Origin of the sequence: Chryseobacterium polytrichastri, from assembly GCF_900142445.1 — a bacterium.
In the GTDB taxonomy this organism is placed as follows: Bacteria; Bacteroidota; Bacteroidia; order Flavobacteriales; family Weeksellaceae; genus Chryseobacterium; species Chryseobacterium polytrichastri.
The window spans coordinates 12,205-37,797 of record NZ_FRAV01000047.1; the positions used below are offsets into that span (position 1 = coordinate 12,205).

Below are 25,593 nucleotides of genomic sequence, written 5' to 3' on the forward strand. Positions count from 1 at the left end.
AAAAAGCCTTGTCAAGGTTTTAAACCTTGACAAGGCTGATGAAAAATTAATCTCCTTGAAAAAAACATACGACATATTGATTATCGGTAGCGGATTGGGAGGTCTTGTTTCGGCTCTAATTTTGGCGAAAGAAGGCTTGAAAGTCTGTGTCTTGGAGAAAAACAATCAGTATGGTGGAAATTTACAGACATTTTCCCGGGATAAACTTATCTTCGATACCGGAGTGCATTATCTGGGCGGACTCTCAAAAGGGCAAAATCTTCATCAATTCTTTTCTTATTTAGAGATTATGAATGATCTTGAACTTCATAAAATGGATGTTGACGGATATGATAAGATCACTTTTGGAGATGATGAAATTGAATATCCCCATGCGCAAGGGTATGAAAACTTTGTACATCAACTCTCTAAATATTTTCCGAATGAAAAAGAAAATTTAGAAAATTATTGTGAAGAAATTCAACGAGTTTGCAATCAGTTTCCTAGATATAATGTCGTTGGGAAAGATCATTACAATGAAGAAATTCTCCATTTAAATACAAAAAGATTCATAGAGTCCATTACTTCCAATACAAAGCTGCAATCGGTTTTATTGGGTTCAAATTTTCTCTACGCGGGAGATTCTGAAAATATTCCTTTTCATGTGCATGCTTTAACGGTGAATTCATATATGCAAAGTGCGTATAAATGCGTGAAAGGAGGAAGCCAGATCTCAAAACTTTTAATAAGAAAACTAAGAGAATACGGAGCAGAGGTATACAAGCATGCAGAAGTTTCCGAATTTATTTTCAATGAAAAGAATGCTTTAATTGCCGTAAAGACTAAAGCAGGAAAAGAATATGCTGCAAAACAGTTTATTTCCAATATTGAAATCCGTTCACTCATTACATTAATTGGGGAGCAAAGATTAAAAAAATCCTTTCTCAATAGAGTGTTAAGCTGGGAGCCTGTTTCTTCGTGTTTCAGTGTTTATCTAGTCTTAAAACCTCAGTCTATACCGAATTTTAATCATAATATTTACCATTATTCATCCGAAAACTTGGTTTGGAATGCCTATCGGTACGATAAAAATAGTTGGCCGGAAACGTATATGCTTTCTTCAACGCCTTCAACATCTCATCCTGAATTTGCTGAAAGTTTGACTGCTATATCCTATATGGATTTTGCTGAAGTTAAAGCTTGGCAAAAAACAGTAAATACGGTTGTAGAAGAGCATGAGAGAGGGGAACAATATGAAAAATTTAAGCAAGAGAAAGCTGAGAAAATGATTGATGCGTTGGAAAAGAAAATTCCAAACTTGCGACAGTCTATTAAAAAAGTATATACATCTTCACCCCTATCTTACCGTGATTATATCGGAAGCTTTGAAGGAAATATGTATGGCTATATAAAAAGCTCGGAAAATCCTTTAAAAACGATGGTTTCTCCAAGAACAAAAATCAATAATCTTTTTCTTACAGGGCAATCCGTGAATATGCACGGGATTTTGGGATGTACAATTGGTGCCTTCAATACCTGTGCTGAAATTTTAGGAAAAGAACTTGTTGATGAACGCTTGACACAAATGATTAATAAATAATGAAATTTAAACATACTCTTGTCATTCTGAATGAAGCAAAGCGTAGTGAAGAATCTAAACTTGTAAAAAGAGATTCTTCCTATCGTCAGAATGACAAATACCGTAAAATAGGAGTCTCATTGTTTTTATTTTTCATTCTTAGTCTCACATCTTGTGGTATCAGAAAATCCATCAAACATATTCCTGAGGTTAAACAATATTCTTTAGAAGTTCCTACAGTTCATAAGATTAATGATTCTACATTTAATTTTAATCAAAACTATCTTACCAAAAACAAACAACAGCTTTGGGAGTTATATATTAAAGGAAACCCTTTACAATTAGGCTATAATAACGGAGCACTGACTCAAAACTTAATGCAAAAACAGGAAGAGATTTTCTTTTCTAAAGTGGAGGGTTTTGTTCCCTCGAAGTTTAAGCAGAAATTATTGAGAGGTTTTCTAAAATGGTACAACAGGAAAATGTATCTCAATGTACGGGAAGATTATCAGGCAGAATTATTCGGGCTATCTCGATATGCATCAGATAAATATAACTTTATTGCGCCTAAGTATTTAAGAAGTTTATACTTGCATGGCGCCCACGATATTGGTCATGCGATGCAGGATTTGATGGTGGTAGGATGCACTTCTTTAGCGGTTTGGAATGAAAACTCTGAAGGCGGAGATCTGCTGATTGGAAGAAATTTCGATTTTTATGTTGGAGATGATTTTGCTAAAAATAAATTAATAGAATTCGTAGAACCAGAGCAGGGAATCCCCTACATGTCGGTAAGTTGGCCAGGGATGATTGGGGTTGTTTCGGGAATGAATAAAGAAGGAATTACTGTCACGATTAATGCAGGGAAATCTAAAATTCCATTAACGGCTAAGACTCCGATTTCTTTTGTAACGAGAGAAATTCTACAATATGCTAAAAATATTGATGAAGCCATTGCTATTGCCAAAAAGAGAAAAGTTTTTGTTTCTGAATCAATCTTGGTGGGAAGCGCAAACGATAAAAATGCAGTGATTATTGAAGTTTCCCCAAACAATTTTGGAGTTTATAGAGTTGAAAATACAAGCAAAGTTTTTTGTACCAATCATTTTCAATCAGAAGCGTATAAAGATGACAAAAGAAACCAGAAACACATTCTGGAAAGCCATTCTGAATACCGCTACGAAAAGCTTGAGGAGCTATTACAGGAAAAGAAAAAACTAAATCCAGAAAAAATGGCTTCTATTCTGAGAGATAAGTCTGGATTAAAAGGAGAGAAGATAGGCTATGGAAATGAAAAGGCAATCAACCAATTATTGGCGCATCATGCTGTAATTTTTTCGCCGGAAAAGAGATTGGTTTGGGTGTCTTCAAATCCTTATCAATTGGGTGAATTTGTTTGTTATGACCTCAATAAAATCTTCTCTAACCAAAAGCTTCAAAATAATGAATTAGCCACTACCACATTAAATATTCCAAAAGATCCTTTTGTTGATTCTCAAGAATTTAAAAATTTTGAAGTTTCTAAAATTGTAGAATCTCAGATCAGTGATGCAATTTCAAAAAAGGATGTTATGTTATCTGATGATGTAATTGATCATTATCAATCGTTAAATCCAGATTTTTGGTTCGTATATTATCAGGCTGGAAAATATTATTTCGCCAGAAAAGAATATTCAAAAGCAAAAACGGAGTTTGAAAAGGCTTTGACAAAAGAAATTACGACCGTTCCCGATAAAGAGAATGTTGAAAAATATCTAAAGAAAACACTAAAAAAGCTACAATGATCCCCAAAAGTATACAGTATTTATTTTCAATCCCGTTCTTTATAATCGTTTGTTATTCTGTGTATTTGCTAAGTAAATACAGTTCAATTCCAGACACTATTCCTATTCAAGGGTATGGAAAAAATACAGGTGGATCCGGAAGTAAATTATTCCTTTTTTCTCCGATTATTTTAAACCTGATCATTTTATGGTTCATTTGGCAAATTATTAAAAATCCGGGTAAAATCAATTTTACTTTTGAAGCCAAAGAAGAAGATCTGGAGAAAGCAAATTTTACCGTACAACTTGTTTTGGTGATTATTGCGATATTTGTAACTGTTTTTACAACCCTTTTGTTGTTCTCGGATGTTGTTTATAAATAATTTAAATATGAAAAAACTTTTAACAGCCATTTTAATTTTCATTTCGTTATTCTTCTTTGCTCAGTCTAGACCAGAGATTGGAGGAAATTTTATCAAGAGCTTATTTACTGATCATAATGCGGAAAAAGCGCATACTTATTTTGATTCTTTTGTTGGATCTCAAATTTCTGTGAATGATCTTAAAGAGCTTTATCCACAAATTCAAGGACAGATGGGTAATTTTAAAAGTATTCTTGAGGTAAATAACGAAAAAGACACGTATTATTTTTATTCTGATTTTGAAAAATCAAAATTGGATATTCAGATTACGTTTAATGCTGAAAATAAAATCATTGGTTTTTATTTTATTCCTCATAAAACTTTCGATAAAGCAGACGATAAAACTGCTTTAAAAATAAAAAGTGATGATATTGAATTAAAAGGAACGCTTTTACAGCCAACGCAAGGTGATCAAAAGAAATTAGTTATTTTCGTACATGGTTCAGGGCCGCAAGATAGAGACGAAACAATTGGTGAGAATAAGCCTTTCAAGGATATTGCTGAGTATCTTTTAAAAAATGGAATTTCTTCTTATAGATATGACAAGAGAACGTATTCGAACCCTGAAACGTTTAATAATCAATCTACCGTAGAGCAGGAAACCATCATTGATGCGGTGAATGTTGCCAAGTATTTTAAGGCGAATGAAAGTTTTAAAGGCTATCAGATTATTATTCTGGGGCATAGCCAAGGTGCTTACGTAATGCCTAAAATTGCTGAAAAAGCTCAGGTTTCAAAGTATATTTTTATGGCTGGAAATGCTAGGCCGTTACAGGAAATTCTTATTGATCAGTTTGAATATATTCATAAAATCGAACCTTCAAAAATTTCAGTCGAAGATATTCAAAATATAAAAAAACAAGTTGAGTTTTTAAACTCTAAAAAATTTAGTTTAGACTCTCCAACATCTGAACTTCCGATGGGACTATCTGCTACCTATTGGAAATATTTGCTGGATTATAAACCTCTTGAAGCTGTAAAATCAATTAAAACACCTATGCTTTTCGTACAAGGTGGGAGGGATTATCAGGTGACAGAAAAAGATTTTAATCTTTGGAAAAATCAATTAAAAAGCAATAAATCGGCAGAGTTTAAATTATATCCTTCTTTGAATCACTTATTTATTAAAGGTAGTGGAACTCCTTCTCCGAAAGATTATGAAGGTAAAGGGAATGTTGATGAAATATTTTTAAAAGATTTGGTTCAGTTTATTTTGAAATAAGTGAAATTAAGCTCAGGTTATTAATAATTGACATTAGATATGATTCTTTTGCTCTATTGTTTTTAATAAATTAGTTTTATGTTTTTGTGAGGATTTGTGGTGTTTTTGTTGAGTAATTAATAATTTAAAAGCTTTTTTGTTTTATTGTTTTGATTGATTCTGCTTTTTTGATGTGAAAATATTTGGTGTGTAGTTGATTTATTATTTATATTCGTTTCCTTAAAACCATGAAACGAATGAGAAAAAACTATTTTTTATCTCTTGTATTTTTATTGATGCTATTTTCTTGTAAAGATGAGAAAATGGAAGGGGTAGAAGTTGAGAGTTCTTTTGTTAATTTTGATATCAATGCGGTTCCTTACGCTAAATTATCTACATATGCATTTTTTACCGGTGAACTAAAAAACTTAACGCCATCTAGTAAGGTAATTCCTTATGAACCTGCCAGTTCGCTGTTTACAGACTACGCTCTTAAAAAGAGATTTATCTGGATGCCACAAGGTGTAAAAGCGAATTATGATGCAGATGATAAAACACTGAATTTTCCTGTAGGTACTGTTTTAATAAAAAGCTTTTATTACAATACCGTACAGCCTAATAACACGACCAAAATATTGGAAACCCGATTAATGATTAGAAAATCAAGCGGTTGGGTTTTTGCAGAATATTTGTGGAATGATGACCAAACAGAGGCCAATCTGGTGACTGGAACAGATTTTACAAGTGGCAGTTCTAAAAATATTACTTTCAAGAAAGAGAATAATGAGGTTATGACCATAGATTACAGAATTCCTTCTGAATCAGAATGTCTTGCTTGTCATAAACTAGATAATAAACCAATTCCCATTGGTGTAAAACCTCAAAATCTAAATACAACTTACACTTACTCAGGAGGAGTTAAAAATCAATTACAAAAATTAGTAGATGAAGGTTATTTGCTAAGTTACCCTTCTGGTATTGTTTCTACGGTTAATTACAAAGATACCAGCAAGCCTTTAGATATAAGATTACGCTCTTATGTAGACATCAACTGTGCACATTGCCATCAACAGAATGCGCGTTGTGATTATCGTGCTATACGGCTGAGTTTTAGTCAAACAACGAATCTTACCAATATGGGAGTTTGTGTGATGGCAGATGAGCCGCAAGGTCCTTCATTAGAAAGAATTATAACGCCGGGAAATCATAATAAGTCGGTAATGAACTTTAGACTCAATTCTGTAGATGAGAATAATAGAATGCCTTTGCTAGGAAGAACCATTGTGCATGATGAAGGGGTAGAACTTTTAAAGCAATGGATCAATTCACTGAATCAAAACTGTCCTTAAAACTAATAACCAAAATGAAAAAATATGAGAAAAATAATATCCTTTTTTGTTGTATTATGTAATATAACATGGGGAATAGCACAGCTTACATGTGCTTCTGCAATAGATATTACTCCAGGAACTTATACGGCCCCTTTAATTACGGGAACACCGCCTACCACAGTTTGTAATTTGGCTAATCTAGGACAAGCAGCAATTTGGTATAAATATACAGCTACAGAAAATAAAAGTGTTACTGTTTCTTCGGTAATGGCAGGACAAAATGTAGATACAAGATTGATGGTCTACGCAGGAAGTTGTGGAGCATTAGCTTGTATAACAGCAAATGACGACTTTCCAGGGTCAGGGTTTGCTTCGCAGGTTACTTTTGGAGCAATTGCCGGAAATACCTATTATGTGGTATTCGATAATAGATGGACTAGTCTAGGGTTTAATTTTACCGTGGCTGAAGCGCCACCTATTATCAGCAGACTTTCATTCCTTCCGCAGACGGTGAGCGTTGCAGGTACATATAATAACTGTATTGTAGATATGAATGGAGATTATTTGGATGATATTGTCTCTGTAGTAAATAATACTCAGATGGTTATCTCTTATCAGCAGCCTGGAGGTGGATTTAATAATGTTACTTATACAATTCCGAGTACTACTATATTGCCTACATGGAGCATAGCGGCGGGAGATTACGACAATAACGGTTTTAACGATCTTATGTATGGCTCAGGAACCGGGATAGCCTTTGTAAAAGCTAATGCTGGAGGAACAGGCTATACGTCGGATAGAAAACCTCAGTCATTTTTAACACAGCGGACTAACTTTATAGACATTAATAAAGACGGGAAATTAGATGCTTTTGTATGTGATGATAATGCTCCGAACAGGTTTTATATGAATGATGGGACCAATATGAACCACAATCAGGGAGGAATGGGAGATTTTCCTTCCGGAGGAAATTATGGTTCTATTTGGGTAGATTATGATAACGATGGAGATATGGATCTCTATATTGCAAAATGTAGCGGAGGAGGTTCAGGACCTGGTGGAAACATTGATGAATTGCTTAGAAATAACGGTGATGGAACCTTCACAAATGTTGCTGCTGCCGCTAATATGGCAAATCCTACTCAGACATGGTCTGCGGCTTGGGGAGACTTTAACAATGATGGGTGGATGGATGCTGTAGTAGGAATAAATGCGACAACAAATGGCCTAAGTAAAGTCATGAAAAATAATGGTGATGGAACTTTTAAAGATGTTTCTGTAGGTTCAGGATATGATGTTGTTAATAATTTAAGTAGGGAGTATGTGGCGTATGATTTTGATAATGATGGCTTTCTTGATGTATTGGGCGCGGGAAATACAATTATGTTTGGAGATGGAACGTTTAAATTTTCGCCCAACCTTAATACGTATAGTTTAAGTGCCGACAAAAGACCAATTGGTGATCTTAATAATGATGGTTTTCTGGATATTCAGAATGGAAGTACAGTTCTGATGAATGTAGGAAATAGCAATAAATGGCTTAAAGTAACCTTACAGGGAACCCAAAGTAACAGGAATGGGATTGGAGCAAGAGTGGAGATCTATGGAGCCTGGGGAAAACAAATTCGAGATGTACAAAGTGGAGTGGGATTCGGAAATATGAATACACTGAATGCTCATTTCGGTATTGGTCAGGCTACAGCCATTACAAAAGTAATTGTTAAATGGCCTTCAGGTTTGGTTGACACCATTTATAATGTAACGCCTAATACAACATTACATGTGGTGGAAGGATCTTATTTAGGAGCTAAAGACATTCAGGCTACTCAGGAATTATTCACGGTTTATCCAAACCCGAGTGATGATATTGTTAATTTTAAAACTAAAAATGATTTTATTCCAACAGATGCCAAAGTATATGAAATGAGCGGTAGAATGGTTTTACAGACAAAAGTTGAAAGAAATTCAATCTCGGTTAAACAGTTAAATTCAGGGATTTATATGCTTGTTTTAGTTGATAAGAATGGAAAGACATATTCTCAGAAACTCACGAAAAAATAAAACATAATTTGTTTATCATAAATCACTGCAAGGTCGAAAGGCTTTGCAGTTTTATGTAAAAGAGAGTTGAATTATTTATTATCAGGACTCACTTTATTCAAGAACAGGAAAGTGGCTGTTCCTAAAATCAAAGACATCGAACTTGCCAGAATCAGACTTCCGATCACGTATTGAAGAAGATTATTTTTAATTAAATCAAAGTTGATATCACTACTTAAAATATTACTGTCTCCATGCACAAAAGGAGAACCTAAAAATAGGGAAGCGGCAATAACAAAAGGAATTAATGGAGGTAAGCTAACATTGGATGCAACAAAAGCCAAGACTTTGTTTAGCTTAAAAAGGACAGATAAAGAAATCACTAATAAGGTCTGGAATCCCCATAACGGGCAAAGGCCTATAAAAACTCCAAGCGCGATGGAGAAAGCTTTTGTGCGGTTGCTTCCGTCACTTTCCAGAACATCTTCTTTGATGAATCTTTTAAAGCTTTTCTTTCTGAAATTATTAATAAAATTTCTTGGAATAATATAAAGCAAAGTAATGGTTACCAAGATGGTATTCAGAATACTGATTCTCGTAAAATCTTTGAACGGTCTGAAATGTGAAACCCTTTCCGCAGGATCATACAACACTTTTATAGGAACATTTTTTACGGGAACGTGTCTCCAGGCTGTTCTTACAATAATTTCAATCTCAAACTCAAATTTTGGAGTAAAATATTTTTTCGGAATTTTATGTAAAGGATATAGACGGTAGCCGGATTGAGTATCTTCTAGCTTAATGCCTGTTTCAAACCAAAACCAGAAATTAGAAAAGCAATTTCCGAAACTACTTTTCTTTGGGATTCCGTCTTGCGACATATTTCGGTTTCCGATGAGTAAAACATTGTGCTCTTCATTCAATAAAGCTTCCACAAAAACCGGAATATCATCTGGATAATGCTGCCCATCTGAATCAATGGTTATTGCATAATCGAAACCTAATTCTTTTGCCTTTCTGAAACCTATTTTAAGTCCGTTTCCTTTGCCTTTATTCTCAGGCAGGGAAATCGTTGTAATTTGAGAATAATGACAGAGGATTTGTTGGGTAGAGTCTGTAGACCCATCATTGATCACAATGATATTTTCGGTATAGTCTAAAACACCATCAATTACTCTTCTCAGAGTTTTCTCGTTGTTGTAAGTAGGTATTAAAACACAAATCTTTTTTTCAGAAATTGCATTTTGTGCTTCAGGAAGGGTCATTGTTTTATTTTAATGATGCTTTTTCAGTATCAGACATGGTTTTAGATTGTACAGCAAATTTTTTAATATAACTTTTCATAGCTGTATTTTGCTTTCCGTAGTTGCTTAAAATGAATGCTTTATCATCTTTTAATCCACCTCTGTAACCTACTATTTTGGGGATGTTTTCCTGAACGCTTAGTCTTATCAATCTTAATTCAATATTGTTAGGATTAGATTTAATGATGCTTTCAAGATCAGTTGCTCCAGCTTTTACGAGTGCCTTTCTGTTTTGTTTAACAATTTTGGCCTCCATGATTTTTGCAGCGGCTTTATAACCAGTCGTCACAGCATCAGAACCAGATTGTTTTTCGGCAGTAGTAATAAATGCCTGTGTATTTTCGTTGGATTGATTGGCCTTTGCATAACTGTTTCTTAATGACTCCAAATCATTTTGAAAGAAAAATATAAAAGCTGTTATGAATGATAAGATCAATTTCATGATGTCAATTTTTTATAATGTACAGACATTTTTAATGCAATAGTCTCGCCAAATAAAGTGGTGTTTTTTACTTTCACTTCATCTTCACTTTCATTAATATCCAATTGTAATACTAAATCCGGTGTTTCAAATGGGTTGATGATGGCCATGAATTTCACATTCGAAGCAGATTTTAAAAATAATGGTGCGCCTGTAAACTCTTCAGTCAGTTCTTTTACGATCTGCATCATGCAAACTCCTGGCGTTACAGGATTTCCTGGGAAATGTCCATTAAAAATATCATGATCTTTATTGAGCGTGATATGGGCAATGAAACGTCCGTTTTCTTCTTTTTCTGATGATTGTAAGGTGTAAAAGTCTGTAAGAATAGTCTGCATAAAATTATTTTTTCATGTTAAATGTATAGTAAACGCCCGCCTGAAAAGTAACGTTTGTATGATTGTCGTAGAAGTTGTAAACAGGAACAAAACCTTTTTTTACTCTTGCTTCAACCCCAAAGTTTTTTGTAATGTCGTATCCTAGACCGGCTGTAATTCCTAAATCTATTTCGTTATCTGGCTCAAAATTTTTCTTGTCAACAACAAATTCTAAAGTAGGCCCCACAAGAACGTTGAATTTATTGAAATAGAATTTATTAACCAATTGAAGTCCCAAATAAGAAACAGAAAGTGTTTGTCCGTTCCAGTTGTTAACATTGGTTTCAAACTTGGCTCCCTGTCTCGAATAATTAATTTCCGGCTGTAAAGCATAAAATTTTGCAAAACGAATATTTCCTAGAAACCCAATATAAAAATCGGTTTTAGTTTTAAAATCCATTTTCATATTCGCGTTTGGAGAATCCGGCCAGTAGAATGTTTGATTTTCATTATTGGTGAAATGCGAAAAATTCGCTCCTGCTCTTATTCCAGGGTTAAAAGTTACCTGAGCAAAAGATAAAGTTGTAAATAAAGCAAAGAGTAAAAGTGCCGTTTTTTTCATGTTATATTATTCAGTTTCGGTTATTTGAAATAGTTTTATATTGATCTTGAAATCTTTATGTTGAAGATTCAAACTATCCGCGAAGATATGTTTTTTTGCTTCAAAAGTGAAATCGATTTTTTCCTTATTGTTTTTGGTATAAATGATTTGGTTCAGCAATCCATTTTCTTTATTGAAGAACAGATAATATTGTTTCTTATCCAATTTTGAGAGGTAAATTTTTGACTTTTCATTTTCAAAACTTTCATTCACAGGATATTTCTGTTTTAGCAATTTCTGAAAATCATTCTTTAAAAAATTAATGACAATCTTTTTGTCTAAGTCTGCTAAAACATAGTTAAGCTTAAAATCATCTCCGGAAATCTCAAAATCAATTAATTTATTTCCGAAATCAGAAGTTAATACGACACGGTGTGTCGCGTCATTAATCTTTTTGATAATTAGAATTCCGCTTACATGATTTTTGTAAATATCCATCTGACATTTATACACGTAATCTTCATTCGAAGAAAAATATAAATTTTCAACGGTCTTCTCAGAATTTGAAATTAATTTTGCATCTGTAAGCTGATAGGTTTTACACGAAACAAATAGGATTAAAATCAGACTATAAAGAAAACTCTGAAGCAGAAATCGGCGCATTGATTTTTGTATTTTTAAAAACAATATTTGTAGTATCTCCTGAGGCTTCCGTCATATTAACCTGTGAAACGGTTGATTCACCTTTAGGAAAACTTAATTCAATTTGCTTAATATATTTCAGCAATTGAGCAGATTTTGGAGTAAATTTTGCGATGTTGTAATTTGCATTCTTCAAGTAAGCTACTGAAAATTCAGGATCGTTAAACATCTGTCCGTTTGAGCTTCCTACAATCAGTTTATTGATCTTTTCAAAGGTTTTACTTTTAGCATCTACAGAAGATTTCTTTCCTTGGTCATTGATGAATATTTTATTGTCCTTAAATATAATGCTGTATTGATATGGCTTTGTATATTTCCAACTTAAAATGTTGGGTGTTTTTAAAGACATTCTTCCGTAGGTCACAATGTTTTTATCCAAAAAATCCATCTTTTTGGTTTGGGTAAAATCACTTTGTAAGGTTTTGATTTCTTTTGTTTCAGATGAAACTTTGGTAACGAAAGCTTTTGCTTCAGCTCCTGACATTGCTGTATTTTGAGCAAAAAAGAAATTTGAAAATAATAAGAATGCTCCGAAAGCAATATTTTTAATCATTGTTTTGATTTTTAAATTGGACCACAAAAGTCACAAAAGATTATTTTTTTAAATAAATACTTTGAAAATAAAAGCTCATAAAAGATGAAAATCAAAGATTTTCAAAACTCATTTGTTCTTCTTATACGCAATCATTCTAGCTTAAAAATTCTTAGACATTAAAAGCTTTTGTATCTTTTGTGGTTGAAATAGTATCCATCCTAAAAGTCGAATACTTTTCACGTTCCAAAAATACTAATAAATCTGTCAAAACATTATACGTTTTTTCTGAAGTATCATGAAGAAGAATAATGCTTCCTTTCTTTAGATTGTGGGTAACTCGTTTATAAATTTTCTTTTCGTTGTCTGTGATTGTATCTAAAGAACGGACATTCCAGCCGATGCTTTTTTTGTGAGTTCTTTTAATAGCTTTAGCAATATTCGGATTGGTAACGCCAAATGGAGGACGGTATAAATTGGTCTTGATATTTCCGACTTTAGAAATAATTTCATCACACTTTTCAATCTCTTCAACCATTTTTGAGGTAGACAAAAATCCTGTGTTGTTGGAGTGAGATAAGGTGTGATTTCCAACTGTATGTCCTTCTGCAATAATTCGTTGGAAAGTTTCGGGATATTTTTCAATCTGTTTTCCAATACAGAAAAACGTTGCTTTTATCTGGTTTTCTTTTAATAGATCAAGGAACTTCGGGGTAAACTCAGTCGGACCGTCATCAAAAGTTAAAGCAACTTCCTTGACTTTCGTTCTTTTATGCGTCAAACTATTGACAAAATATCCTAATTCAATATCGAAAGATCCCCAAACGACCACCGCCGAAAAAAATAAGAAACAAAACAGATACACCCAAAAAGTCCCATGAAATGCATAAATGAATACATTGCAGGAAAGATAAAATAGAATAAACAGATAGTGTTTCATCTTTTTATTATTTTGATTTTGAGCTGTCATTCAGAGCGAAACGAAGTATAGCCTGGAATCTAAACTTAATATTCTTAATAACTTAACACCAAACTTAATGGTTTAATTTGAAACATTAAGAATTAATTTAGTTGTTAAGAGTATTAAGAGATTCTTCCTTCGTCAGAAATCAAAGATTCGGCGTAGCCAATGACAAGCATATCGTATTTACTATATTAAAAACTTAAGCTCTCTCCAACAAAAGCAAACTATGATCACTTCCTCCCAAATGATTATACAAAAGAATGTTTTTAATACCTTCTCTTTTCACACCATTAATCATCATCACTTCCGGAATCTGCTGATCTTTCAGAATATGACAAGCCATAAATGTAGAAAAACCACTTGCTGTATTGAATTCCCCACTTAAATGCTTGTAATATAACAATGCTGAATTTGGAAATAAATCCATTGCTTTAGTATAATAAATATCCGATTTAGAATCTCCACTAAAACCTAAAATCACAGCATCAATTTCTTCAAAGGTAAGATTGTTTTTCGTTAGAAAGTCTCCGATAAAGTTTTGAATTTCATCTTGTTCTAATCTATTGTTGATTTTAATATCTCTAAGCTGAGCGTAAGAACTTTCTGTCTTCTCTTTTCCTAAAACAAAAAAGCTTGAACCTTCTCCCCAAATAACGCCTTCTGTTGTTGAGTCTAAATAATCAACGGGAAGATTTTCTTCTTTTTTAATGGTATTGTTTAATTTATACAATTCCATTGTTCTGTCGGTTTGTTCATCCGTTGAACCTACCAAAACATGATCAGCCTCACCATCATTAATTTGAAGTTTGGCGTCTAGCATGGAGAATTCTAAAGACGAAGAAGTGTTTACATACGTGAAATTGTAAGCGTGGCATTGTAATGCTAAAGCAATTTGCCCGGCAACCGTATTGTGAGTGGATTGAATAAAATAAGTCGGAGTCAGAAACTCTTCATTATTATCAATCACATTTTTTAAAAACTTTTCAGAATCTTGGGAACATCCCATTCCTGTTCCAACAATAATTGCATCAGGGTTTTCAATTCCGGCTTCTTTCAAAGCATATTTTGAGGCTACAGAACTCATCTTTACCGTTTTAGACATTCTTCTGCTCATCGCTGGCGGAATGAATTCTTTGTAATTAGGTTCAATAGCTTTTACGATCTGAATTGAATTTTCAGGCGTAAGATTTTGGATGAAATTTTCATTTAAAGTGTCCTGAACCGAGATGCAGGCTGCACTGTTGATATACACGGCACTCATGATTTTGAGAAAATTAAGGTTGAACAATTTCCTCCGAACCCAAATGAGTTAGAAAGTACATGGTCGATATTCTTCTCTTTCAATTCGGTAACGGGTGTTAAATCAAATTCTTCCATTTTCGTTTTAAAATTCAAATTGGGGAAAATGATATTATTTTGAATCGCCAATAATGAATAGATAGCTTCAATTCCCGCAGCAGCAGCCAAAGTATGACCTGTAAACGCTTTTGTAGAGCTGAATTCCGGAACCTGATTTTCACCAAAGAGCCTGATCATCGCAATTCCTTCTGAAAGATCATTATTCGGAGTTGCTGTTCCGTGCGCATTGATATAATCGATGTTTTCTTTCAGTAAACCTGAAACCTTTAATGCTTTTTCCATAGCTAAATAAGCGCCTTGGCCGTTTTCCGAAGAAGCAGTTTGATGGTGGGCATCGTTGGCATTTCCATATCCGGAAAGATATCCGAGTACTTTTTTATTTTCTTTTTTAACAACTTCCTCAGATTCCAACACCAGAAAAGCGGCTGCTTCTCCAAGGTTCAATCCTTTTCTGTCATTGTCGAAAGGCGTATTATAAGAATCGGTAAGAATCATTAGGGTACTGAATCCATTCAACGTAAATTTTGAAAGAGAATCTGTTCCACCAACAATCACGCGGTCTAACACGCCATTTTTAATAAGCTTTGCACCCATCATAATCGCGTTGGCAGCAGACGAACAAGCCGTACTGATTGTAGAAACCATGCCTTTAAGACCTAAATAATCTGCAATGGCTAATGATGAATTTCCTGCGTCATGAGAGTCTATATATTTTTGCTTTTCAGGAAAGTCTTCGTAGGAGTAGAAATACTTTTCGGTGATATCCATTCCGCCAACGCTTGTTGAAGAAATTAACCCCGTTTTGTAGCCGTTGATATCTGATATACCGGCACTTTCTACCGCTTCTTTTGCAGCAACCATACCCAATAAAGCGGTTCTTGTTACATTATTATCTTCATTAAGCTGAAGTTTTTGTACCAATTCTTCATTAGATAGTTTTATCTCGCCTGTTTTAATATTTCCGATGTGGCGGGTTTCAAACAACTGAATATCTGAAATTCCGTGTTTTCCGGAAGTGAGCGAAATGAAATTTTCTTCCACATTGTTACCGATGGAAGAAATGATGCCCATTCCTGTTATGGCAATTTTTTGACTCATTTTATCTTATAATGTAACAGTGTATCAATTTAACCGTTTACCAATATTATTACATTGTTAAACTGATACATTGCTAGATTGACTCATTTATTTTGTTCTGTTTTCTTCGATGAATTTTGCCATCGTATCGATAGATTGAAAAATTTCCTTTCCTTTTTTAGGATCGGCTAATTTTATTCCATAATCTTTGTCAAGAAGAACGATCAACTCTAAAGCATCGATAGAATCTAATCCTAAACCTCCTCCGAATAACGGATCAGTATCTTTGATTTCTTCTATAGAAACATCTTCAAGATTAAGTACTTCGATAATTTTGTGCTTTAATTCAGTTTGTAAGTTTTCCATAATTTATTTAATGTATAATATAATAGTCACCGCATATAAGAATTATCTAATTCTACCTTGACATTGGAGGAGGAGGTAATTGCTTTTGCGGTAAATAATTGTCTATTTGATTTTGTTTAAGAATATCTATTTGCAATTTATTGAAATCGATATCAAATTTTGAAATTTTTGCGACATTTTGCTGTGAATAAATTGTTTTTTCAAGCATTTTTAAAACTTCGCTAAATTCAGAATTCATTAAAGGTAAAATAAAACATATTTCTTTTTTCTTTCCATTTTTTTGAAACGAAATGTAGTTTCTATTTCCAGCGTAAAAATGATTTGGATCCAACTGCCTTTTTGCAATAAAGTTTTCAAGGTCTTCTTTACCTAATTTATTTATTGATTTAATTTCAGCATCATTCAATTGATAGGAATAATAAGTCTCAGTTTTATATCCATTAATATACACATTTAGCATTCCATTTTTATCTATAGTAGAATATGAACTAAATTCTATTTTATCTGATGAATTAATATCATAACTAGTTAATTGAAAATTCTCAAGTTCAACCTTTTGGGCATAACTTGTAAAACCTAATATAAATGTTAACAATAAAAAGATATTTTTCATACTATAAAAATTACTAATCAGATTTGATTGTTGGAATTTACTTGTTTAGCAAATATACAAAAGCTTTGTAACTTTCCTGATATAGCTCTACCCAGCCACAGAGTACCTTTTCAGCCTTTCCTGACTGTAAGATCTGTTCTGAGTAATCATTTAAAAATTTTTCATCAAATTCATCCAAAACAAAAAAAGTATTCTCTGTCTGCATTGTATGTCTAATGCTAATTTCACCCACGCAGATGTTGGGCAACGTGTATACAAAAACAGCTGGGCTCGGAAAGAAATTGTCCTGAGAGTTGATGCTTTCCTGATATTTAAAATCAGTATCTAAACTTGATGATCTGTTGGCCAAAACAATTGCTGTTTGGCTATGATCTCCGTCTTTTAAAATCATTTCGGAAGCCAGAAAAGCGAGTTTGCTTAAGTTATCCATTTTATGAAATTTAGGATAATTTACTTCTAAACTTTTATAAGCTTCTTTGGCAAATTCTGAAAATACTTCAGATTGACTTTCGAAAATAACGTCTTCATTGACGGTTATTTTTGAGTTTTCTATGGTGCAAATGTCTGTTTTCTTCATCGTATTAACATTTTTCTAAAACAATTGCTGCATTACACCCACCAAAACCTGAAGCTGTTTTCAAAATATATTTGATTTCCGCAGGTTGGTTTTCTTTAATAATATGTAAAGGCTGGGAAACTCCCATTTCTTCAAAGTTTTTTGATGAAATTAAGGTATTGTGAAGGGCGCTTTCCATAGATATAATACTTTCCAATAAACCTGATGCTCCTAAACAGTGTCCGTAAAAACCTTTCATGCTGTTGAGGGGAACATTTTGTAATTCCATTCTGTTGAAAGCAATGGCTTCCATTTCGTCGTTATATATTGTGGCAGTTCCGTGAGCAGATATAAAATTGATTTGTTCTGCTGAAACTTTAGCCTCTGTCATTGCATTTTTGATGCTTGCATACAATCCGTCTCCTGTTCTTGAAGGTCCGGAAATGTGATTTGCATCGTTAATGGCTGAATCTCCTGATATTTTAAAACTAAACTTTTCGTTTGAAATTGCTTCGTCACTTCGTTCCTCGCAATGACCTGTAATAAAAGCTGCTGCTGTAGCTTCACCAATATTGATTCCGCTGCGGTTTTTATCATAAGGTTGGCAAGGTTTGCTTCCGATGGCTTGAAAAGAATTGAATCCTGAAATCACAAACTCTGAGATCTCATCTCCAGCCACAACAAACGCATCTTTATATCTTCCTGCCTGAATCATATTTTTAGCAATAGCAATGGCCATTACTCCTGAAACGCATGCATTAGAGACAACAAGGGGTTTGGTTTTAAATCCGAAAAAGTCAGCGATTTTTTGTGCTAGACTTGAAAGATAAGCACCTTCCGGTAAAGTTGCTTTATTCTTTAATAAGCTTATATTTCCTTTTGTTGTTGATAAAATAAAAGCCGTTTCTTCTGTAATGTTATGTCTTTTCACCAAAGGTTTTAAGCTTAACAAAAACATTTTTTCAAGTCTTGTGAAATTCGTATTGTCATTGTGAGCCGAGTCGAAGAACTTGTTGAACTCTTCTTCCAATTTTTCAGAATCGATGATAGAAGCATAAAAAGCTTCCTGATTTTCGATCACTTTATGTTTTGCGACTCCTGATTTTCCTTGTAGTAAGGCATTCCAATTGGATGCAACATCAAATCCTAAAGGAGTGACGCAGTTGTAATCTGTGATGTAAACTTCTTTTCTCATAATCCCATTTTATCTTTCCAAGCTTGAAAAAACTCGGGATTATACAAGCATAAATTATTATCAGAATCTAAGAAAACCTGAATGGTTTCTCCGCTGCAAACCAATTTATTGTCTTGATTAAAAAGTTCATATCTGTAAATCAATTTCGCTGCAGTTGAATTAACAAAAGTGGTTACGATATTGAAGGTTTCTCCATATTTTAAAGGCAGAAAATGTTCGCAAGTACTTTTTATGATAGGCGTTACGAATCCTGCTTTCTGGATATCAAGATAAGTTAAGCCATGCTGTCTTCCAAAAGCTTCTCTTCCGTCTTCGAAATACACAATGTAATGGCCATGCCAAACAATTCCCAAAGGATCTGTCTCATTGAATCGTACTCGTACTTCCTCAGTACACTGGATTGGTTTTTCGTTAGACTGCATTTTGTTTCCTTTCATAAAAAATTGAAATAGTGACCATGGCAATATAAAATACAAATAATAAAGCCAGTTCTTTTGCTATACCAGCGATTCCGCTGTTTCTTAAAATAATGTCGTAATAAGCATTCAATCCCCAGTTCATGGGTGAAAATTTAGCAACTGTCTGCATAAATTCGGGCATTAAGAATACGGGAACCCATATTCCTCCAACGGCTGCCAATACAACCACAGAAGTCGCACCAAACGGTGCAGATTGTTCCTGGGTATCTGCCAGAGTTCCTAACAAAACTCCGAAGCCAATTGCGGCTAATCCTGCAAAAATAGTAACGATAATGAGATGGAACATTTTTCCTGTTACATCAAACTGAGGTAAATTCATATAAGGGAAAAGGTAAACTCCCACCGCTACCATCAATAAAAACTGAATGATACAGATGATTAAATAGGTACATGTTTTTCCTAAAATATGAATATAATAAGGCGTTGGACTCACTCTTACTCTTACACTCGTTCCCTGACTTTTTTCTTTCACTAAGTTAATAGAAAGCGGAACGACGATGAAAAATATCGCAAAAAGCGCCCAAGCCGGAACATTATGCTGAACAGAATTCGGTATAATGTCCATTTTCCCTTTTGTAGGGGTAATTTCTTTGAAACTGATTAAGTTTTTATTTTCATCCAGATTTTCGGTGGTTCCCAATTGATCCTGAAAGGCTTTGTAGATCTTTTTATTTTCAATCTCAAAAACCATTTTATTAACGGCATTCATTACATTGTTTTTGAAACCGATATTGGTTGCCGGATCAAAGTACAAGTGAATGTCTTTGGCTTTTATGTCAACATTCTTTTTTACAGAAGCAGCATCTGCCTCAATTCCAAATGAGCTTACAATGGTCTGAACCTTAGAATCAATATTTGCATTTAAATCTTTCGTTAAATTTTCAGGAATGACGATGGCCATTTGATAATCCCCTGAAAAAACAGCGTCTTGAGCAGATTTTTCATTGTAATTGGTTACTAAGTCGAATGTTTTACCATTTTCGAGCTCGTGTTTTATATTTTTTGAAATTTCAGATTTGTCGTTATCAATAAAAATAATCGGAATTTTTGAACCTTCCAGATTTTTAAAAGTAGAATCCTGAATTAAAGTGATTGTGATAATCAACAATAAAGGCATCACAAAAATAATGACGATTCCACCGATATCTCTTTTCAATAAAAGGATTTCCTTAACGAAACTTCTCCACAATTTATACAACAACATCTCTTAATTCTTTTCCGGTTAATGAAATGAAAACATCTTCTAAGTTTTCGGCACTGGCAACTCTGTTCACCAATTCTTCGGGAGTTCCAACAGCATGGATTTTCCCATGATCAATGATCGCAATTTTTGTACAGAATTCTTCAGCCTCAGAAAGGTGATGTGAGGTATAAATGATGCACGTTCCTTTTTTATTTAAATCTAAAAGATAATCAATAATTGTTTTTTTAGACTGAACATCAACACCGACAGTAGGTTCATCAAGAAACAAGACTTTAGGATTGTGAAGTGTTCCTGCAATAAGGTTGCAACGGCGTTTCATTCCTCCTGAGAATTGTTCTACTTTTTTATCTGCGAATTTTGATAACCCCATAAGTTCTAAAGATTCATCAATCGCGATTTTTAATTTTTTATGAGGTAAACCATACAGGCTTCCGAAGAACATTAAGTTTTCTTTCGCTGTAAGCGTAGGGTATAATGCATATTCCTGAGGGACAATTCCAATGATTTGTTTTAATTTAAAACCATCTTTTTGAGGAGATAATCCGTTGATCTTAAAAGTTCCTGAAGTAGGTTTTATCAACCCGGAGAGCATAGAAATTAATGTTGTTTTTCCTGCTCCGTTAGGCCCCAGAATTCCGTAGATTTCGTTTTGATTAATATTCAACGAGATATCATTTACAGAAAACTCTTCTGCATGCTTGTATTTTTTATACAGGTTTTTTATTTCAATGATGTTCTCCACGTTAAATTGCTTTTCTCAGTTTTTTATAGAAAGCCTCTTCCAGATCAGCAATATGAAGCATCGATTTTGAAAGCTCCTGATAGATATTGCTTTTTGAATTTCTGTTTTTGTAAACTCTTGCAATATCTACTGCAAAATCTCTCCAAAGATCACCAATAGCGGTAATTTCTTTAGACAGTTCTTTTAGCTCGTCATTCTTAAGAATTACGGCAGCCTCCTGTAAAAAAGCGCCATAAATAAATCTGAAACCGCCACCGCCGGTTCCAATTTCTTCCTGCATTCTGATGAGTTGCCCCAGATAATGGTTGGTCACTTTCGTACCTTTTTTATCAGCCCATTTCGGGATACTTTTCGCTACCCATCTCATGGCTTTTACCCCAATAAGCGGAACGGGAGCCAACATATTTTTGCAAGTATCTTTGATCCCTTTTTTTATGGCTTCTTCTATATTTACATTCTCAGGAATGTAAGTAGGGTAGTACATATGGCCTTTGGGAGGAAGTGCTCCTTTGGCATATCTTACTTTTTCCAATTCGGCTTCGGAAAGGGAAGTGGTGTAATCCATCACGGGATCACTGATCAAAAATCTTCCGTCTTCTTTTCCGTAAACGACCAAATTGTGGGCGTTGAAATGGAATTTATATTCTTCAGGAAAATACGTAAGATTAAAAACTCCAACTTGTAAACCTGTCGGCACATTATTTTCTAAATTTCTTTCTAACGCTGATTGTGCGTCTTTAGGATTCGAAAATTTTTCTCTTTTAATTTTAATTCCCAGTCTTTTTGCGGCTTTGCTGAAAATAGCTCCCGGCATTGGCCTGTAGCTGAAACCTGGGGCGAAATTTACTTTTAAAAAAGGTAAATACACGAAAAATAACCCCGAACCAATTCCGAAGATCATCGGTTCGCTGAGTTTTAGCCCTTTGTTTATTAGTAAATTAGAGGCAACACCGTTTTCGCAATGCGCAGTTTGATGGTGTTCAAAATTAAGTTTCATTCGTTGCTTGATTTTACCAAACCTTCAAGGTTTTTAAAACCTTGAAGGTTTCTATTTATTTACCGTTGAAATTTTTTAATTCATCCACTGAAATCCCGAATGCATCGGCATATTTTTTCAGTACGGATTCGCTTAGTGTCTTAAATACTTTTGGTTTTGCGTGTCTCTTTACTCTCCATTGCCACATTCCGGCGTAGGAAGCAAGAACTTGTAAATCCATTTTATTCAGTTCCATGAAATAAACAATCGGACTCGCTATATTATTGGCAACATCTTGTTTGGCTTCTTCTATTCTTTCATTAATTAAGGCTAAAGATTCATCCAAAGCGGCTTTTTTAACGTCCCAACCAATGCTGTTTGCCGTTGTATAATTATTGTTTTCATCAGTCACGTACAACACTTCGGTCATGTTAGCTGACTTCAAGTTGCTTTCGTCCTGAGGAAGATCTTGTTTTTTCACCTAAATATTTTTAAGTTGTAGATTTCAGATGAAAAAAAATTCATCTGTTTTGTGATTAACTTTATCAATCGGCTAAAATAGTGAAAATAGATTATATGTAAATTATATTATTTTTTGATGATATCATGTGGGTTTTAGTAGATAAAACATGACAAAATCTCTCACAATTGTAAATAAATAATCTGTAACAAGTATAAGACAAAGCCAGACTAATACATTTTAAAAGAAATTTGATTAAATAAATAATATTATGAAGAAATTTTTTATTTCTGTTTCGCTATTTTGCATGTTGAGTGCGATGGCTCAGAAATTTGAAACACAAAAGCTGACGGACAGTCAAGGGTATACCTACGAAACGGTAAAAAACGATCAGTCAGGTGTAAGAGTGTATACATTAAAGAACGGGTTGAAAGTATATCTGGCTAAAAATGAAGATGCACCAAGAATTCAAACCTATATTCCTGTAAGAACGGGGTCAAATAATGATCCTAGCGACAATACAGGATTGGCTCATTATCTAGAGCATATGGTTTTCAAAGGAACTTCACATTTAGGAACTCAGGATTGGGCAAAAGAAAAAGTGTTGCTTCAACAAATTTCTGATCTTTATGAGCAACATAAAGCAGAAAAAGATCCTGAAAAGAAGAAGGCACTTTACAAAAAAATAGACGAGGTTTCTCAGGAAGCATCTAAATATGCAATTGCTAATGAATATGATAAAGCAATTTCATCTTTAGGAGCTACAGGAACTAACGCTCATACTTGGTTGGATGAAACGGTTTATAAAAATAATATTCCAGCAAACGAACTTGAGAAATGGCTTAAAGTAGAAAAAGAACGTTTTTCTGAATTGGTTTTACGTCTTTTCCATACAGAGTTGGAAGCGGTTTATGAAGAGTATAATAGAGCTCAGGATAACGACGGACGTTTGGTGAATTATGCTTTAATGGAAGCGCTTTTCCCGAAACATCCCAACGGACAGCAAACTACAATCGGAACTTCAGAACATTTGAAAAGCCCTTCAATGGTAGCGATTCATAAATATTTTGACACATATTATGTTCCTAATAATATGGCAGTTGTTTTGGTTGGAGATTTAGATTATGATAAAACGATAAAGTTGGTTGATCAGTATTTTGGTTCTTTCAAATACAAAGAATTACCAATGAAAAAAATGGTAACAGAAGCTCCAATGACGTCAATTGTTACCAGAACAGTAAAAAGTCCGTCTACAGCAAGAATGACAATGGCTTGGAGAACCGATTCTTACGGGACTCAGGAAGCAAGATTGGCTGATGTTGTTGCTGAAATCTTAAGCAACAGAGGCGATGCAGGTTTAATTGATCTTAATATTAATCAAAAACAAAAGACACTAGGAGCAGGCGCATACGAATCTCCATTTAAGATGTATGGTTCTTTTGCTTTGTCGGTAACTCCTAAAGAAGGACAAAGTTTTGATGATGCTAAAAAATTATTATTAGACCAGGTTGATTTAATTAAAAAAGGTCAATTCCCTGATTGGATGCTGAAAGCGATCGTGAATGACAAGAAAGTTCAGAGAATGAAGACTTGGGAAACGGCAGACGGTTTGGCAACCAATCTTTACGATACTTATATCAACGGAAGAACTTGGCAGCAGGAATTGGACGAAATCAATGAATATGAAAAGATTTCAAAGGCAGATGTTGTAAAATTTGCTAACGAATTTTTCAAAGATAATTATGTAGTTGTTTACAAAGAAAAAGGAGTAAATGATAAATTGGTTCGTGTGCAGAATCCGGGAATTACGCCGATTAAATTGAACAGAGATGCTCAATCACCTTTCTTAAAAGAAGTTTTAGCCATAAAACCAACTGAAATTAAACCTGAATTTATTGATTATAAAACAGCAATACAAACGTCTCAGATTAAAGATAAGAAAGTAAGCTTTGTAAAAAATAAGTATAACGAAATTGCTCAGGTTAATTATATTTTCCCTTTTGGAACAGATAATGACAAAGAATTATCTCTTGCTATAACAGCTTTGGAATATTTGGGAACAGATAAATATTCACCTGAACAATTGAAAGAGGAATTCTACAAACTTGGAATTTCAAACAGTTTCAGAACTTCAAATGACCAAACGGTGATCACGTTGAGCGGACTTGAAAGTAATATGAAAAAAGGTGTTGAACTGATGAATCATTGGCTGACGAACGTAAAGGCTGATAAAGCAATTTATGATCAGACAGTTAAAACAATGCTGGAGACTAGAGAAGCTGTGAAGAAAGACAAGACGAGAATTATGGCTGCATTGAGTAATTATGCGAAATACGGGAAAGATTCAAGGATGACGGATATCGTTTCTAAAGAGCGTTTGCAAAGCATTAATATTGATGATTTGATGAAAAAAATCAAAACGATTAATCAATATCCTTATGAAATTTTCGTTTACGGACAAGATCAGAAAAGCTTAGTAAAAGCAGTTGAGCCTTATATTGTAAGTGCGACTTTACAGCCTGCAAAAGCAAAGGTGTATGCTGAACCTGCAACTGAAGGAAAAGTATATTTCACCAATTATGACATGGTGCAAATGGAAATGTCTAAAATTGCAAAAGGGAGCAATGTAAATCTTGGTAACTTCGGAAAAGCTAATGTTTTCAATGAATATTTCGGACGTGGTTTATCTTCTATCGTTTTTCAGGAGATCAGAGAAAGTAAATCGTTGGCATATTCTGCATATGTTTCTTATGCAAACGCAACCGAAAGTAATCATCCGAACTATGTTACTAATTACATCGGAACACAATCAAACAAACTTCCGTTGGCAGTAACAGCGATGAATGACTTGATGGCTCAGTTGCCACAAATTCCGACACAATTCGAAAATTCAAAAGGTTCTGCATTAAAACAGATTGCATCCAACAGAATCAACAGAACGAGTATTTTCTTTAATCAATTATCTCTAAAAAAATTAGGAGTGGATTATGATATCAGAAAAGATATTTATGCTGAGATTCAGGGATTGAGCTTGCCTCAGTTGACCAATTTCTATGATACTGAAGTTAAGCCATTGAAATACAATACCGCTATCATCGGTAAAAAAGAAAATCTGAATATGGAATCTATTAATAAAATGGGAGAATTTAAAGAGGTAACTCTTGAGGAAATCTTTGGGTATTAATTTTCATAGTAATAATGATATTGAAAGTGGGGTAGAAATGCCTCACTTTTTATTTGAGTAACTTTTAAATGTTTTGACTAGTCCTAAAATAGGTTTACAAGTTATCAATTAAGATACGAATCCGGAAGATTTTACTTTTCCGGATTTTTTATGCATCATTTCCGGT

25 protein-coding genes are annotated in these 25,593 nt (G+C 33.9%); 7 read left to right on the forward strand and 18 right to left on the reverse strand.

Going from position 1 to position 25,593, the window contains the following annotated elements:
• Positions 1 to 55 precede the first annotated feature (55 nt).
• From BUB80_RS20555 to BUB80_RS20580, 6 genes are all read left to right on the forward strand, one after another.
• Positions 56 to 1,579 carry a phytoene desaturase family protein gene (locus BUB80_RS20555; RefSeq protein ID WP_073297173.1) on the forward strand — a complete coding sequence of 508 codons (1,524 nt, stop codon included), beginning with the start codon at positions 56 to 58 and terminating at the stop codon, positions 1,577 to 1,579.
• A complete protein-coding gene (locus BUB80_RS20560; RefSeq protein WP_083547311.1) occupies positions 1,579 to 3,342 on the forward strand; it encodes a C45 family autoproteolytic acyltransferase/hydolase in 1,764 nt (587 codons plus the stop codon). The genes BUB80_RS20555 and BUB80_RS20560 overlap by 1 nt, the downstream gene beginning before the upstream one ends.
• Positions 3,339 to 3,704, forward strand: coding sequence for a hypothetical protein (locus BUB80_RS20565; protein ID WP_139262824.1), 366 nt, complete (start codon positions 3,339 to 3,341; stop codon positions 3,702 to 3,704). The genes BUB80_RS20560 and BUB80_RS20565 overlap by 4 nt, the downstream gene beginning before the upstream one ends.
• Before the next feature lie 7 nt (positions 3,705 to 3,711).
• The gene (locus tag BUB80_RS20570) at positions 3,712 to 4,965 is read left to right on the forward strand and encodes an alpha/beta hydrolase (protein WP_139262827.1); all 1,254 of its coding nucleotides are present in this window, start codon (positions 3,712 to 3,714) and stop codon (positions 4,963 to 4,965) included.
• Between the two features lie 236 nt (positions 4,966 to 5,201).
• Complete coding sequence (locus BUB80_RS20575; protein WP_073297182.1) at positions 5,202 to 6,293, forward strand: hypothetical protein; 1,092 nt, start codon at positions 5,202 to 5,204, stop codon at positions 6,291 to 6,293.
• 24 nt (positions 6,294 to 6,317) lie between these two features.
• Positions 6,318 to 8,336 carry an FG-GAP-like repeat-containing protein gene (locus BUB80_RS20580; RefSeq protein WP_073297185.1) on the forward strand — a complete coding sequence of 673 codons (2,019 nt, stop codon included), beginning with the start codon at positions 6,318 to 6,320 and terminating at the stop codon, positions 8,334 to 8,336.
• A 71-nt stretch (positions 8,337 to 8,407) separates the two neighbouring features.
• Here the strand turns inward: BUB80_RS20580 and BUB80_RS20585 are convergent, their stop codons facing one another.
• The 18 genes from BUB80_RS20585 to BUB80_RS20670 form a co-directional block, all read right to left on the reverse strand.
• Positions 8,408 to 9,580, reverse strand: coding sequence for a DUF2062 domain-containing protein (locus BUB80_RS20585; RefSeq protein ID WP_073297188.1), 1,173 nt, complete (start codon positions 9,578 to 9,580; stop codon positions 8,408 to 8,410).
• A 4-nt stretch (positions 9,581 to 9,584) separates the two neighbouring features.
• Positions 9,585 to 10,061 carry a hypothetical protein gene (locus tag BUB80_RS20590; RefSeq protein WP_073297191.1) on the reverse strand — a complete coding sequence of 159 codons (477 nt, stop codon included), beginning with the start codon at positions 10,059 to 10,061 and terminating at the stop codon, positions 9,585 to 9,587.
• Positions 10,058 to 10,438 carry an ApeI family dehydratase gene (locus BUB80_RS20595; protein ID WP_083547315.1) on the reverse strand — a complete coding sequence of 127 codons (381 nt, stop codon included), beginning with the start codon at positions 10,436 to 10,438 and terminating at the stop codon, positions 10,058 to 10,060. The genes BUB80_RS20590 and BUB80_RS20595 overlap by 4 nt, the downstream gene beginning before the upstream one ends.
• Before the next feature lie 4 nt (positions 10,439 to 10,442).
• Positions 10,443 to 11,039 (reverse strand): porin family protein, encoded by a 597-nt coding sequence (locus BUB80_RS20600; protein WP_073297194.1) that lies wholly within the window; start codon positions 11,037 to 11,039, stop codon positions 10,443 to 10,445.
• 6 nt (positions 11,040 to 11,045) lie between these two features.
• Positions 11,046 to 11,681, reverse strand: a complete 636-nt coding sequence (locus tag BUB80_RS20605; protein WP_083547317.1) for a flexirubin biosynthesis protein LolB2 — start codon at positions 11,679 to 11,681, stop codon at positions 11,046 to 11,048.
• Complete coding sequence (locus BUB80_RS20610; RefSeq protein ID WP_073297197.1) at positions 11,647 to 12,273, reverse strand: flexirubin biosynthesis/transport protein LolA2; 627 nt, start codon at positions 12,271 to 12,273, stop codon at positions 11,647 to 11,649. Before BUB80_RS20610 ends, BUB80_RS20605 begins: the two co-directional genes overlap by 35 nt.
• 151 nt (positions 12,274 to 12,424) lie before the next feature.
• Positions 12,425 to 13,192: a polysaccharide deacetylase family protein gene (locus tag BUB80_RS20615; RefSeq protein WP_073297240.1), complete on the reverse strand. Its 768-nt coding sequence runs from the start codon at positions 13,190 to 13,192 to the stop codon at positions 12,425 to 12,427.
• 223 nt (positions 13,193 to 13,415) lie between these two features.
• Complete coding sequence (locus BUB80_RS20620; protein ID WP_073297200.1) at positions 13,416 to 14,477, reverse strand: beta-ketoacyl synthase N-terminal-like domain-containing protein; 1,062 nt, start codon at positions 14,475 to 14,477, stop codon at positions 13,416 to 13,418.
• Entirely contained in the window at positions 14,474 to 15,673 is a 1,200-nt protein-coding gene (locus BUB80_RS20625) for a beta-ketoacyl-[acyl-carrier-protein] synthase family protein (protein ID WP_073297203.1), read from the reverse strand. Before BUB80_RS20625 ends, BUB80_RS20620 begins: the two co-directional genes overlap by 4 nt.
• Before the next feature lie 87 nt (positions 15,674 to 15,760).
• The gene (locus tag BUB80_RS20630; RefSeq protein WP_054512816.1) at positions 15,761 to 16,018 is read right to left on the reverse strand and encodes a phosphopantetheine-binding protein; all 258 of its coding nucleotides are present in this window, start codon (positions 16,016 to 16,018) and stop codon (positions 15,761 to 15,763) included.
• Positions 16,019 to 16,070: 52 nt separating this feature from the next.
• Positions 16,071 to 16,631: a hypothetical protein gene (locus BUB80_RS20635; protein ID WP_073297206.1), complete on the reverse strand. Its 561-nt coding sequence runs from the start codon at positions 16,629 to 16,631 to the stop codon at positions 16,071 to 16,073.
• Positions 16,632 to 16,668: 37 nt separating this feature from the next.
• Positions 16,669 to 17,208, reverse strand: coding sequence for a 3-oxoacyl-ACP synthase (locus BUB80_RS20640; RefSeq protein WP_073297209.1), 540 nt, complete (start codon positions 17,206 to 17,208; stop codon positions 16,669 to 16,671).
• A 4-nt stretch (positions 17,209 to 17,212) separates the two neighbouring features.
• Complete coding sequence (locus BUB80_RS20645) at positions 17,213 to 18,382, reverse strand: beta-ketoacyl synthase N-terminal-like domain-containing protein (protein ID WP_073297212.1); 1,170 nt, start codon at positions 18,380 to 18,382, stop codon at positions 17,213 to 17,215.
• Complete coding sequence (locus BUB80_RS20650) at positions 18,379 to 18,819, reverse strand: acyl-CoA thioesterase (RefSeq protein WP_054512819.1); 441 nt, start codon at positions 18,817 to 18,819, stop codon at positions 18,379 to 18,381. The genes BUB80_RS20645 and BUB80_RS20650 overlap by 4 nt, the downstream gene beginning before the upstream one ends.
• Positions 18,794 to 20,065: an ABC transporter permease gene (locus tag BUB80_RS20655; protein WP_073297215.1), complete on the reverse strand. Its 1,272-nt coding sequence runs from the start codon at positions 20,063 to 20,065 to the stop codon at positions 18,794 to 18,796. Before BUB80_RS20655 ends, BUB80_RS20650 begins: the two co-directional genes overlap by 26 nt.
• Entirely contained in the window at positions 20,052 to 20,807 is a 756-nt protein-coding gene (locus tag BUB80_RS20660) for an ABC transporter ATP-binding protein (protein ID WP_073297218.1), read from the reverse strand. Before BUB80_RS20660 ends, BUB80_RS20655 begins: the two co-directional genes overlap by 14 nt.
• A 1-nt stretch (position 20,808) precedes the next feature.
• On the reverse strand, positions 20,809 to 21,804 hold the full coding sequence (locus tag BUB80_RS20665) for a BtrH-related acyltransferase DarH (protein ID WP_073297220.1): 996 nt from the start codon (positions 21,802 to 21,804) through the stop codon (positions 20,809 to 20,811).
• A gap of 55 nt (positions 21,805 to 21,859) precedes the next feature.
• Positions 21,860 to 22,264, reverse strand: coding sequence for a flexirubin biosynthesis protein DarG (locus BUB80_RS20670; RefSeq protein WP_073297223.1), 405 nt, complete (start codon positions 22,262 to 22,264; stop codon positions 21,860 to 21,862).
• A 250-nt stretch (positions 22,265 to 22,514) separates the two neighbouring features.
• Here BUB80_RS20670 and BUB80_RS20675 point away from each other — a divergent pair, with 250 nt between their 5' ends.
• Entirely contained in the window at positions 22,515 to 25,427 is a 2,913-nt protein-coding gene (locus tag BUB80_RS20675; protein ID WP_073297226.1) for a M16 family metallopeptidase, read from the forward strand.
• The last annotated feature ends 166 nt before the right edge of the window (positions 25,428 to 25,593 follow it).

Excerpts from the sequence above, each read along its gene's own strand:
- BUB80_RS20560 (WP_083547311.1), top strand. The coding sequence starts at position 1,579 with ATGAAATTTAAACATACTCTTGTCATTCTGAATGAAGCAAAGCGTAGT.
- BUB80_RS20565 (WP_139262824.1), top strand. The coding sequence starts at position 3,339 with ATGATCCCCAAAAGTATACAGTATTTATTTTCAATCCCGTTCTTTATA.
- BUB80_RS20570 (WP_139262827.1), top strand. The coding sequence starts at position 3,712 with ATGAAAAAACTTTTAACAGCCATTTTAATTTTCATTTCGTTATTCTTC.
- BUB80_RS20575 (WP_073297182.1), top strand. The coding sequence starts at position 5,202 with ATGAGAAAAAACTATTTTTTATCTCTTGTATTTTTATTGATGCTATTT.
- BUB80_RS20580 (WP_073297185.1), top strand. The coding sequence starts at position 6,318 with ATGAGAAAAATAATATCCTTTTTTGTTGTATTATGTAATATAACATGG.
- BUB80_RS20585 (WP_073297188.1), bottom strand. The coding sequence starts at position 9,580 with ATGACCCTTCCTGAAGCACAAAATGCAATTTCTGAAAAAAAGATTTGT.
- BUB80_RS20590 (WP_073297191.1), bottom strand. The coding sequence starts at position 10,061 with ATGAAATTGATCTTATCATTCATAACAGCTTTTATATTTTTCTTTCAA.
- BUB80_RS20595 (WP_083547315.1), bottom strand. The coding sequence starts at position 10,438 with ATGCAGACTATTCTTACAGACTTTTACACCTTACAATCATCAGAAAAA.
- BUB80_RS20600 (WP_073297194.1), bottom strand. The coding sequence starts at position 11,039 with ATGAAAAAAACGGCACTTTTACTCTTTGCTTTATTTACAACTTTATCT.
- BUB80_RS20605 (WP_083547317.1), bottom strand. The coding sequence starts at position 11,681 with ATGCGCCGATTTCTGCTTCAGAGTTTTCTTTATAGTCTGATTTTAATC.
- BUB80_RS20610 (WP_073297197.1), bottom strand. The coding sequence starts at position 12,273 with ATGATTAAAAATATTGCTTTCGGAGCATTCTTATTATTTTCAAATTTC.
- BUB80_RS20615 (WP_073297240.1), bottom strand. The coding sequence starts at position 13,192 with ATGAAACACTATCTGTTTATTCTATTTTATCTTTCCTGCAATGTATTC.
- BUB80_RS20620 (WP_073297200.1), bottom strand. The coding sequence starts at position 14,477 with ATGAGTGCCGTGTATATCAACAGTGCAGCCTGCATCTCGGTTCAGGAC.
- BUB80_RS20625 (WP_073297203.1), bottom strand. The coding sequence starts at position 15,673 with ATGAGTCAAAAAATTGCCATAACAGGAATGGGCATCATTTCTTCCATC.
- BUB80_RS20630 (WP_054512816.1), bottom strand. The coding sequence starts at position 16,018 with ATGGAAAACTTACAAACTGAATTAAAGCACAAAATTATCGAAGTACTT.
- BUB80_RS20635 (WP_073297206.1), bottom strand. The coding sequence starts at position 16,631 with ATGAAAAATATCTTTTTATTGTTAACATTTATATTAGGTTTTACAAGT.
- BUB80_RS20640 (WP_073297209.1), bottom strand. The coding sequence starts at position 17,208 with ATGAAGAAAACAGACATTTGCACCATAGAAAACTCAAAAATAACCGTC.
- BUB80_RS20645 (WP_073297212.1), bottom strand. The coding sequence starts at position 18,382 with ATGAGAAAAGAAGTTTACATCACAGATTACAACTGCGTCACTCCTTTA.
- BUB80_RS20650 (WP_054512819.1), bottom strand. The coding sequence starts at position 18,819 with ATGAAAGGAAACAAAATGCAGTCTAACGAAAAACCAATCCAGTGTACT.
- BUB80_RS20655 (WP_073297215.1), bottom strand. The coding sequence starts at position 20,065 with ATGTTGTTGTATAAATTGTGGAGAAGTTTCGTTAAGGAAATCCTTTTA.
- BUB80_RS20665 (WP_073297220.1), bottom strand. The coding sequence starts at position 21,804 with ATGAAACTTAATTTTGAACACCATCAAACTGCGCATTGCGAAAACGGT.
- BUB80_RS20675 (WP_073297226.1), top strand. The coding sequence starts at position 22,515 with ATGAAGAAATTTTTTATTTCTGTTTCGCTATTTTGCATGTTGAGTGCG.